This is a genomic window from Phormidium tenue FACHB-1050 (genome assembly GCF_014696925.1).
Taxonomy (GTDB): domain Bacteria; phylum Cyanobacteriota; class Cyanobacteriia; order Pseudanabaenales; family Pseudanabaenaceae; genus Pseudanabaena.
Window position 1 is genome coordinate 11,519 of sequence record NZ_JACJQY010000046.1, and the last position, 11,278, is coordinate 22,796.

The 11,278-nt window shown below is 43.4% G+C and carries 8 protein-coding genes; 5 read left to right on the top strand and 3 right to left on the bottom strand.

Annotated features, from left to right (window positions below):
- Positions 1–21 precede the first annotated feature (21 nt).
- Complete coding sequence (locus tag H6G05_RS20730) at positions 22–3,744, top strand: class I SAM-dependent DNA methyltransferase (protein WP_190581045.1); 3,723 nt, start codon at positions 22–24, stop codon at positions 3,742–3,744.
- A gap of 134 nt (positions 3,745–3,878) precedes the next feature.
- On the opposite strand, the gene H6G05_RS20735 is transcribed toward H6G05_RS20730, so the two are convergent.
- Positions 3,879–4,709, bottom strand: coding sequence for a DUF3800 domain-containing protein (locus H6G05_RS20735; RefSeq protein WP_190581047.1), 831 nt, complete (start codon positions 4,707–4,709; stop codon positions 3,879–3,881).
- 75 nt (positions 4,710–4,784) lie between these two features.
- Between H6G05_RS20735 and H6G05_RS20740 the strand changes: the two genes are divergently transcribed.
- From H6G05_RS20740 to H6G05_RS20750, 3 genes are all read left to right on the top strand, one after another.
- On the top strand, positions 4,785–5,507 hold the full coding sequence (locus H6G05_RS20740) for a PDDEXK nuclease domain-containing protein (RefSeq protein WP_190581050.1): 723 nt from the start codon (positions 4,785–4,787) through the stop codon (positions 5,505–5,507).
- An 84-nt stretch (positions 5,508–5,591) separates the two neighbouring features.
- Positions 5,592–8,237 carry an ATP-binding protein gene (locus H6G05_RS20745; protein WP_190581052.1) on the top strand — a complete coding sequence of 882 codons (2,646 nt, stop codon included), beginning with the start codon at positions 5,592–5,594 and terminating at the stop codon, positions 8,235–8,237.
- A 211-nt stretch (positions 8,238–8,448) separates the two neighbouring features.
- Complete coding sequence (locus H6G05_RS20750; protein WP_190581098.1) at positions 8,449–9,087, top strand: TMEM165/GDT1 family protein; 639 nt, start codon at positions 8,449–8,451, stop codon at positions 9,085–9,087.
- Between the two features lie 27 nt (positions 9,088–9,114).
- Here the strand turns inward: H6G05_RS20750 and gcvH are convergent, their stop codons facing one another.
- Both gcvH and H6G05_RS20760 read right to left on the bottom strand, forming a co-directional pair.
- Positions 9,115–9,501: a glycine cleavage system protein GcvH gene (gene gcvH / locus H6G05_RS20755; RefSeq protein WP_094535819.1), complete on the bottom strand. Its 387-nt coding sequence runs from the start codon at positions 9,499–9,501 to the stop codon at positions 9,115–9,117.
- 74 nt (positions 9,502–9,575) lie between these two features.
- Positions 9,576–10,295: a TerC family protein gene (locus tag H6G05_RS20760; protein ID WP_190581054.1), complete on the bottom strand. Its 720-nt coding sequence runs from the start codon at positions 10,293–10,295 to the stop codon at positions 9,576–9,578.
- 253 nt (positions 10,296–10,548) lie between these two features.
- Here H6G05_RS20760 and H6G05_RS20765 point away from each other — a divergent pair, with 253 nt between their 5' ends.
- Positions 10,549–11,211, top strand: a complete 663-nt coding sequence (locus H6G05_RS20765) for a pentapeptide repeat-containing protein (RefSeq protein ID WP_190581056.1) — start codon at positions 10,549–10,551, stop codon at positions 11,209–11,211.
- Positions 11,212–11,278: the final 67 nt, after the last annotated feature.

Genomic DNA, 11,278 nt, shown 5'->3' on the forward strand with positions numbered 1-11,278 from the left:
CCGAAAGTTTCAGTAGTTGTCATGAACGATCGCGATCGCACTAATATTCAGGGATTTTTAGCTAAATGGCAAGGCTCACAGGGAAATGAGCGGGCTAATTATCAGACTTTTTTTGATGATTTGTGTGTGGCGTTGGGTGTGGAGCGTCCGATTCCGAAGGGGACTATGCAGGGTGATCCTTACTGTTTTGATAAGGAGATTAAGGTTTTTCATAAGGAAGGAATCAAGACAAATTTTGTGGATTTCCATCGGGAGGGACATTTCTTAATTGAAGCGAAACAGGGGAGTGATAAGCCTAAGCAAAGTTCGCCGAAGCGGGGGACTGAGAGTTATTTGCGGATGATGGAGAAGGCTTTTTATCAGGCTTTGAGCTATACGCCGTTTTTAAATAGCAAGCCGCCGTTTTTGATGACTTGTGATATTGGTTCGCATTTTGAGCTATGGATGAGCTTTAGTGGCAACTATGGCGGCTATGGAGCGCGGGAAGTAATTGCGCTTGATCGCCTATTGGATGAGAAGGTTTTCGATCGCTTTGTGGCAATTTTTAGCGATCCGCAAAGCCTGAATCCTGAGAAGTATCGGGCGCGGGTGACGCGAGAGGTGGCGGGGACTTTGGCGAAGTTGGCGAAGTGGCTAGAGGAGCAGGGTAAGGAACCACAGGAGGTGGCGAATTTTTTGATGCGCTGCATTTTTACGATGTTTGCGGAGGATGTGCGGTTGTTGCAGGGGGAGATTTTTACGCGGGCGTTACAGGAGCGCTGGATTCCTGAACCGAATCGATTTAAAGCTGAGATTGAGGATTTGTGGAAGGTGATGAATACGGGTGGGAAATTCAATTTTGATGCGATTCCCCAGTTTAATGGCAGTTTCTTTGCGAATGCGATCGCCTTTGATTTGCCGAGGGAGCAGCTAGAGGTGTTGTATGAGGCGGCGCAAAAGGATTGGCGCGAGGTGGAGCCTGCGATTTTTGGGACTTTGTTGGAACGGGCTTTAGAAAAGAAGGAGCGCAGTCGATTGGGGGCGCATTATACGCCGCGATCGTATGTGGAGAGGTTGGTGCGTCCTGTGGTGATGGAACCTTTGCGGGAGGAGTGGCTTTTGGTTGAGACAGAGGTTAATCGACTTTTGGTGCTGAAGGATGGGCAGGAGGAACCAACTAAGGCGCAAAGGGATAAGGCGGCGGTGGAGATTCGGGCGTTTTTGGAGCGTTTGCAAGGGGTGCAGATTCTCGATCCTGCTTGCGGTTCTGGCAATTTCTTGTATGTGACGTTGGATTTGATCAAGACGTTGGAGCAGGAGGTGCAGATGCGGCTTTTGGATGTGTTGGGGAAGGTGACGACGGATTTATTAGAGGAGTTCGATCCGCGTTTGGCGGGGCGAAAGCAGGTGAATCCTTCGCAATTTTTGGGTATTGAGATTAATCCAAGGGCGGCAGCGATCGCGGAGTTGGTGATTTGGATTGGTTATTTGCAGTGGCATTTTAAACGTTATGGGACTACGCCTCCACCTGAGCCAATTTTGCAGGATTTTCATAATATCGAGTTTCGGGATGCGGTGTTGGCTTATGATGGGCGGGAGCTTGATGTGGATGCGAAGACGGGTAAGGTTCGGAGTCGTTGGGGTGGGCGGACGATGAGGCATCCTGTGACGGGTGAGGATGTGCCTGATCCGTCGGATCAGGTTCCCATCTATCGCTACATAAATCCGCGTCCTGCGGTGTGGCAAGAGGCTGATTACATCGTTTCTAATCCTCCTTTTATTGGAAAAATAAATATGCGTGAAGCGCTTGGAGATGGCTATGTCCAAGCCTTGAGAGCAACTCATAAAGACATTCCAGACTCTGCTGATTTAGTAATGTATTGGTGGGATCAAGCTGCTCACTTAACTCGTCAAAACAAGATTAAAGCTTTTGGATTTATATCGACTAACTCTTTACGTCAAACTTATAATCGACGAGTGACACAAACTCATCTTGAAGCAGGCAAAGAATCAATTTCTCTTATTTTTGCTATTCCAGATCATCCTTGGGTAGATGGTGTAAACGATGCTAATGTACGCATTTCAATGACAGCAGGAGTACTAAGAAATAGTGATGGAAGATTGTTGGAAGTAATTAGAGAAGAGTATCTTGATGCTTCTGAAGATACGGAAATTCAATTAGATTTTAAGAGTAGCATTGGTAAGATTCAGGCAAATTTGACAATAGGAGCTTCTGTTACGAAAGCAATCTCTTTACAAGCAAATTCAAAAGTTGCAAATACTGGTTTAACGGTTGGTGGACGTGGATTTTTATTAGATGAGCAAGAATATCAACAATTAATTACTTCTGAACCAAGTAGTAAGTCACTTATTTTTCCTGTAGTGAATGGGCGTGATTTAACTGATAGATGCCGAAATCTTTGGATAGTTGACACTCTAGATCTATCCGAAAATACTTTAATTCAAGATTTTCCTAAAATCTATCAACATCTATTTGAAAGAGTTTATCCCGAAAGACAAACAAATCCTGATCCAAAGTTGAGAAAGTATTGGTGGTTGCCAAGACGTAGTAATGAAAAAGTAAGAAACTCAATCGCAGGAATTAATCGCTACATTGCTACAGTCCTCACATCTAAGCATCGTGTTTTTACTTTTTTAGACTCTGACGTTAGATCGGAAATTAGTATTGTTGTGATCGCAATTGAAGATGCTTATCATCTTGGAATTCTAAGTAGCTATATACATTTGACTTGGGCTTTAGCTGTTGGTGCAACCCTTGAAGATCGTCCTAGATATATTAAATCTCATTGCTTTGAAGCATTCCCTTTCCCAGATGCAACATTAGAACAAAAAGAAAAAATTCGACAACTAGGCGAAAGACTCGATCGCCATCGCAAACAAGTCCAAGCCCAACATCCCGAAATCACGATAACAGGAATGTATAACCTCCTCGAAAAACTCCGCAAAGGCGAAGACTTCACCGACAAAGATCGAGAATACAACAACAAAGCCCTAGTCTCCACCCTCAAACAAATCCACGACGAACTAGACAACGCTGTACTAGAAGCCTACGGATGGGAAGATTTGAAACCATCTTCTCTCCATCAGATTACTGATAGCCCCCCTAGCCCCCCAATTCTGGGGGGAACAGAACCATTCCATGAGTCAAAGTCCCCCAGTATTGGGGGATTTAGGGGGCTTGACAACCTATCGGGTGAGGGTCTTACCGACTCTCAATCAACTGATAGCCCCCCTAGCCCCCCAATTCTGGGGGGAACAGAACCCTCCAATCAGTCAAAGTCCCCCAGTATTGGGGGATTTAGGGGGCTTGACAACCTATCGGGTGAAAGTCTCACCGAAATCATCCTCGATCGCCTAGTCACCCTCAACGCCCAACGCGCCGAAGAAGAACGTAACGGACATATACGCTGGCTCCGTCCCGAATACCAAGCACCCAACGAAGTCCGCACCCAAACCATCATCGAAGGTGTTGGCGAAAGTGAAGAAGTAGCGATCTCCCCAGCCGAAGTCAAAACCTTCCCCAAACAACCCAAAGACCAACTCGCCGCCATACGCGACCTCCTCCGCACCAGCAACAACCCTTGGACGATCGCCCAAATCGCCGCCCAATTTAAAAACGGGAATAGATATAAAAATGCAATTTCCGAAAATCTCGAACGCCTAGAATGGTTCGGCATCCTGCACTGCCATCAAGACGGACAAATCAAATATTGGCAACACATCGAAACCCAGCAAGCAAGTTAAATATAAAACGTGCTATTGTATAAATAGCCCTTCCCTTTGCGAAGTCTCAAGTTCCACTTGGGATACGTCTAAAAACAATCCCTAAAAAGATTAGTCCAATGACATAGCAAGGGCGGGGCTTTTGATTGCCTAAATTACTTAGTTTTTGACACATCAATTTCATGCTCCCTCGGCTTAAATAACCAATGACGATAGGGATGTAACCAAGAATTTCTCACATCACTTCGCGCCGTACTTACCCCAATATTAAAGTTTGGATATATTTTACGAATGCGCTGACTAATGTACTTGTATAGCTTTTCCTTTGCAATGGTTCTCTTACCCCGAAACCTTGAACCTTCTGGCTTTTCCTTGTGCTTATCATTTAGCCGAAACTGCATTGAACCTAAAACAACATCTAAACATTGCATAATTGCATGATCGTGAGACTTTACTTCAGCTATCTGATTCAAAGAAATTTTAATATTTGCCTCCTCAAATTGGCGGAAATGATTCAGCCCTGCAATATACGCTTTAAAACTTGCAACCTTCTCTCTAGTGTCAGGCAAATCATCAAAATAGAGCCTAACTTGAATAGGTAAATTTGTTGGATTAGAATATTGCAAACCGAAAGCGTGCTTTACAAACTGATAATATAGCAAAAAATATTCATTCTCTAATTGCTCAGAACGTAAGCTTTTAGCAACAATACTATTTTGCGTAAACATAATCCTAGTCTTGACCTTATCAACTTCCACTAAGTCAAAAAATGTTTCCATTAGCCCAAGATATTTACTTAAATATTGATCTGTAACCTTTGACCATTTTGCTTCTTTAAGTAAATTGAGTTCTATTTTTCGATCCTGCAAAATTTTTCGCACTTGATCCAAGTCCGAAGAACGAACTAAAACACCACCATAAAAATTAGAGAAATATTTGCCATTATCAATTGATTCATCGCAATAGATTAAATATTCTTGAGACAAGCGAATTATCCTAGCTTTTACTAAAAATTTGGGTATATTGTACCAAATGCTAAAGCATCTTAACTAGCAGCAACAATGAACGCAGCCGATCGCACCCCACCGCAAATTACTCCAAATATCCAAGAAACAGCACAAAAACTCTTTAGCGAAATTAGTCAGCTTATTGACGCAGCTAAACAACGTGCCGCCATTGATCTAATTAGAAATGCCGAACTTGTACACAAACCTGAAGCCCCCATTCGTCATCATTTAGAACAACTGCGTCAAGAGCAGCAAATATCCACAGACTTACTGCTCAAAGATCCTTACATCCTCGACTTTTTAGATATAAGCGATCGCTACCATGAAAAAGATCTCGAAGATGCCATCTTGCGGGATATCGAGAAATTTTTACTAGAACTTGGTGCAGGCTTCACCTTTATCGCAAGACAAAAACGCATCCAAATCGATAACGATGACTTTTATATTGACCTGCTGTTCTATAACCGCAAACTCAAACGCCTTGTCGCAATCGGCCTCAAACTCGGCAACTTTCGCCACGAATACAAAAGCCAAATGGAATTGTATCTAAGATGGCTTGCCAAATATGACCAAGAGAGTGATGAACAATCACCTTTGGGAATCATTTTATGTGCAGGTAAAAAACAAGAACAAATTGAATTGCTCGAACTAGACAAAAGTGGTATCCACGTTGCAGAATATCTCACCGTGCTACCACCCAAAGAATTGCTTCAGGCAAAATTACAAGAAGCGATCGCATCCACCCGTCGCCGTTTACCTTCATCAGCAGAGGATTGAGCTATATTCTTGGGCGATCGCCTTTAAGCAACTTGACTAAAAGTACTAAAATCAGATTAGATCGCCAAACTAAACTAAAGCTCCATGACCAATGCCAACCTGCCCCGCCGTGAAAGTTTAGTCAATCGCTTGATTTTTGGGCTGACCACAAGTATCTCGCTGCTAGCCACAGCTACCTTGATCTTGTTGCTGCATATCCAACAAGGCACACCCGAATTAGAAGCCTTCACTACATGGCTAGCGATCGTGATTTTCTCTGCGGGGTTAGGTTCGGGGCTGTTTGTCGCCATATCCATTATTCGCAGTATTCAACCACCGCTATCAGAGCTAGCAGAAACAGCCGAAGAACTATCTACAGGTAACTTAGCCGCGCGATCGCAGTTAAATCGAGCTGATGAAATTGGGGAATTTGCTAAGGTCTTTAATCGGATGGCGGCGCATCTAGAAACCAAAACTGCCACCTTAGAAGCCCGTGACATTCAATTTGCTCTGCAATCCCTTGATCGCGTTTTAGTAAATACCACCGATCAATACAAACTAATTAAAGCGAGTTTAGAGGAAATCTGTAAACTTACAGGCGCACAACTCGGAAGCATTTACCTTTGGGAAACTCCAACCACACGACCTGAAGGCTGTCTAGTCCTAGCTGCCGAATGGGGCTATAAAACTAGTCAAGCCATGACAGAAATTTCCCTAGGTGAAGGAATCATCGGGCAGTCAGGACAACTGCAAGAAGCAATTGTTTGGGAAGGCGATCGCCTGAAGGGACAAACACTGGTTTATCGGACTCCCGTTGGTGATTTGCTGCCTCAAAGTCTTTCCGCATATCCCCTGATGCTCAGAAGCAGCCTTGTAGGTGTTCTATTTTTGGGCAGTCTTACACCTCTCTCTGATCGCGGACGGAATATTCTCCAATCGATTGGTCGTCGTCTTGCCACAGCAATTAGCAATGCCCAGAGTATTGAAACGATCGCCCGTCAGCGCGAAGAACTAACTACGGTATTCGAGCAGCTTGCCGATGGCGTATTACTCAGCGACCCTGCGGGACGCATTCTCAAAATTAACTCCGCAGGACGCAAAATCCTCAGTTTTAATGCCATAAATGATGGTGTACCCGCATCACCTGTAATTGCCAAGTCGATGGAAGAGATTGTCAAACAATTTGACATCAGACATCAAGATGGTGAACCCGTTGATTTAGCGAATCTCGTTGTATTTCGCGCCATGTCCACAGGCGAAGTGGTGGAAGATCAAGTGGTGTTGCGTCCTCCTGAAGGGAATGAAATCATTCTCAGTACGAAGGCTGCACCGCTGGTCGGCACAGAGTCAGAGCTAATTGGCAGTGTAATGATTTTGCGAGATGTGACGGAGCAGCGCTATCGCGATAAGGTGATGCAGGAAACCAACAAGATCATGATCGAGCAGCAAAAGCGAATGAGTATTTTGCAACGGCTCACCAACTTGATTAATCAACAGTTACAAGATCTTGACGTTCTTTTAGAATCAGTCGTAGAGGCAACCTGTGACGCGATCATGTGGGCAGAAATCTGTGTGATTGCCCTCTTCAATCCCAAGGAGAATCGCCTGACTTTATCAGCAGCAAAGGGTTTACCCAATGATTTACCTCTGCAAAAATCCTTTGATTTGAATGCTCAAAATCTAATTGCACAGGTATTTAAAGAAGGAATTCCCATTGAAATCAAAGCAGGGGAATCACATCTAATTGAAGATCTACCCGTTAAAAGTGCTTTATGTGTTCCGATTGAATCTAGCCGTTCTGGTCGTTTAGGGGTGTTAGCGATCGGGCATTTTCATTTAGAGAGAGCTAGTTCTCGCGAAGATTTGAATCTGTTGGCTTCCTTTGGAGTTCAAGCAGCGATCGCGATCGGTAATGCCCAATTAATCAACCAAATCGAAGCTCAAAACGCTCAGTTGCTAGAGGCAACCCAACTCAAGAGTCAGTTCCTTGCGAATATGAGCCACGAACTACGAACACCCATGAATGCAATTATTGGCTTTTCACAAGTGTTGTTACGTCAGCGTCGCGAGGCTCTCTCTACCAGCCAAATTGATATGGTAGAACGCATTCTTCGTAATGGCAAAAATCTGCTGGACTTGATTAACGATATTCTCGACCTATCGAAAATTGAAGCAGGAAAAATGGAAGCTCATCCCGAAATCTTTAATCTTGACGAACTGATTCATCACACCTGCGAAAGCCTACAACCACTAGCCAATATCAAATCTCTCAATTTTGTGTTTGAAAATCATATTGGTACTTGTGCCATTTATCATGACTCAATTCGGATTAAGCAAGTTATTACTAACTTAGTTTCTAATGCTATTAAATTTACTGATAGTGGCGAAGTTTGTGTTGAGCTAAAATATGCTTCGGAAATGCAAGATCCTTTGCTAGAGAAGCCTTTGTCTGACGTTATTGCGCCGACATCTAGTGAGGAATTACCAACTTCTCCTTTTGCAATATCAAATATTCTGATCTCTGTTCGCGATACAGGCATTGGGATTGAGCCTGAGTTTCAGCGCACAATTTTTGAGCAATTCCGTCAAGTCGATCAGTCTTCCACCCGCAAGCATGGGGGGACTGGGCTAGGTTTAGCGATTACTGAGCAGCTTGTCTTGCTGATGGGTGGCACTATTTCTGTAGAAAGTGTAGTTAATCAAGGTTCCACTTTTACAATTGAGTTACCACCAAGATTAAAAGACAATTAGAATTAAGAGAGAAATGCTTATCCCACAATACTTTTAACGATTTCTATCTATTAGCAAATAAGTAAGAAATCTCTCAAAAAGACTTATAATCGAAGTCATACCAAGTTAAGAAATAGCGTAGCCATTTCTTAACTTGAAAACCAGTTTTTAATTCACAAAAGTGTTGTCACACTTTCGTGAATTGGTATTAACTATCGAGAGAATTAAGAGATTGTTACAAGCTTTTACAGCGAGTTTACTGCTGATTACTATTTCAGAATTAGGGGATAAAACTTTTTTTATCGCTGTGATCTTGTCGATGCGCTATGACCACCGCACCGTATTTTCATCAGTGTTATCAGCACTAGCCCTGATGACAGTACTCTCAGTTCTGTTGGGGCAAGCCGTATCTTTATTACCAAAGACTTACACTCACTATGGGGCGATCGCCTTATTTTTAATTTTTGGCGTGAAGCTAATTATCGATGCCATCCGCATGTCTCCCAATTCAACCGAGGAAGTTGTCAAGGAAGCTCAAGAGACTGTTGAAGAACAAAAACAACAAATAGCTATTCCCCTATTCGGCAAAATGTTAGCGCGTTATCCCCAGATTGGCATTTGGATACAGGCTTTTGTGATGACGTTCTTAGCCGAATGGGGCGATCGCACACAAATTAGCACGATCGCTTTAGCAGCTGCGAACGATCCAGTTTTTGTGACCTTGGGTGCGATTTTAGGTCATGGCATTTGTACGGTGATTGCTGTGATTGGCGGTCGTTTGGTGGCAGGACGCATATCTGAGCGCGTAATTACAGGAATTGGTGGAGTTCTCTTTTTGATTTTTGGTGTAACTGCTTATTTTCAAGCATAAAAAAAGCTGCACTTTGTGCAGCCTTTTTTATTGTCCTTCTACCTTACTGCGATATTCACTCGCGGACATTGTGCCATCTAGTTCGCTTACATCTTCGAGATTCACCTTGAGCAACCACGATGCACCATAGGGATCATTGCCAATATTTTCAGGCTCATCCACTAAGCCCGTATTCGCTTCCATCACTGTGCCTGTTACAGGTGAATAGATATCTTCTACAGCTTTAACTGACTCAATTGTTCCGAAGGTTTGACCTTTTTCTACCCTTGTCCCCACTTCAGGAAGATCGAGAAACACAATATCACCTAGCTGATCGATCGCAAAAGCAGTGATTCCCACTATGGCGGTGTCATCTTCTAGCCGAATGTATTCGTGGGAGTTGGTGTATTTAAGGTCTTCAGGATATTCAAACATCTGGCTATTTTTCCTTTTTCCGTCTTGATTATTGTAGACAAAAGAGAGGATCGCAAAGCTTTCCTCTCGATAAATTATTTTGGTTGCTCAGCGATCGCTTCAAGCTCATCTGTTGGCTCACGCTTAGAAAATCCCCAGAGAAATACTAGTCCAATACAAGTCAGCATCAACCATTCAGGCGGCACTAGACTATCAGAAAATACTTTAATAAATAGACGCAAACCTACCAGCAACACGATTAGGTAACCTGCGGACTCAAGGTGGGTAAATTCTGCAAGCCACTTGATAAATAGCCCTGCCAGAAACCGTAATGTAATGATCCCCGCTACACCCCCAATAAGTACGAGCCAAGTCTCTTGTGCTACTGCCACAGCCGCCGTCACACTATCCAATGAAAAAGCCAAGTCTGTCAAAGAAACTAGAGCCACAACTTGCCATAATTTATCAGCCATTCGCACTGGATGCTGAGCATCATGGCCTTCTTGGGACTTTTCCAAGAAGAATTTGCCCGAAAGCCAGAGCAAATATACAGCACCAGCTAGTTCAAATTGCCAATATTTAATTACCCATGTCGCCGTAAAGATTAACACGACCCGCAACACAAACGCCCCGATCAATCCATAGCGCAGCGCCCATTCTTCTTGCTTGGGATCTGGCAAACTCCGCACGATCGCCGCTAAAGCGATCGCATTATCTGCCGATAGAATTGCCTCTAGCAGAATTAGTACTCCCAAAATGGGAATGACTTCTGGTCGAAAAGAAAAATTATTCGTTTCTAGAAACTGCTCGAACATTCAGTACGATCCATAACAAAACATTAACAAATACTATAAGTATACAAAATCATCACACCAGCGCCGATATATAAATTACCCAAAGCCGTAAAGTTTCGCCCCTGCGTGGCGAAACTTTACGGCTTTGGGTGTTAAAGCGCTGTAAGAAATCTTCCTTACGTTACTTTTATGGTTTGTTACATTTTGCGGTGTTGTATAGAGGGAGCGTATGATAACAATTAAAGAGGGATAGCTAAAATAATGGTACTTTTTTATGAAGTCTACAGCCTTTACTCATACCGTGACTGCGATCGCTAGCGCTCTTGTGGCTAGTTTCATGACTATTGGGATCACATCGAGCGTACAAGCTCAAAATAAGCAACATCTTCAAGCTTTGTTGGAACATCGTACTTGTCAGCGCTGCGAACTGAGCGGTATTGCGGCAAATGGGGTAAATTTACGCGAATCATTCCTTGACGTGGCGGATCTACGAAAAAGTGCGCTCTCTGGTGCAATTTTGTCATTTAGCACCATGTACTATGCTGATTTTCGTGGCTCGGATCTCAGTAATTCAGATTTGCGAAATACTTTCTTGATTCATAGCGATTTGATCCAAGCAAATTTGTCAGGGACAAATGCGCGGAATAGTCGCTGGAAATATGCTGATTTAACCGAGGCTAATTTGCAAAACGCTAATTTGATTGATATTGAGTTGGTCTACGCTAAGCTCAATGGCGCAAATCTTACTAATGCCTCTTTGCGGAATGCGAGCCTCTATGGTGCAGATTTGACAGGTGCAAACCTTAGAGGTGCAGATTTGTATCGTGCTGACCTCACCAATGCGAATGTAACTAATGTGGATTTGAGCCAAGCGAATCTCTGTCGTGCAACGATGCCCGACGGCAGGATCTCGATGCAAGGTTGCACCCAATTTTAATTGCATCGCAAAGCGATGTAATTAAACACAAAATTCTTGAGGATGTTGCTGTGCAATATCCTCAAGA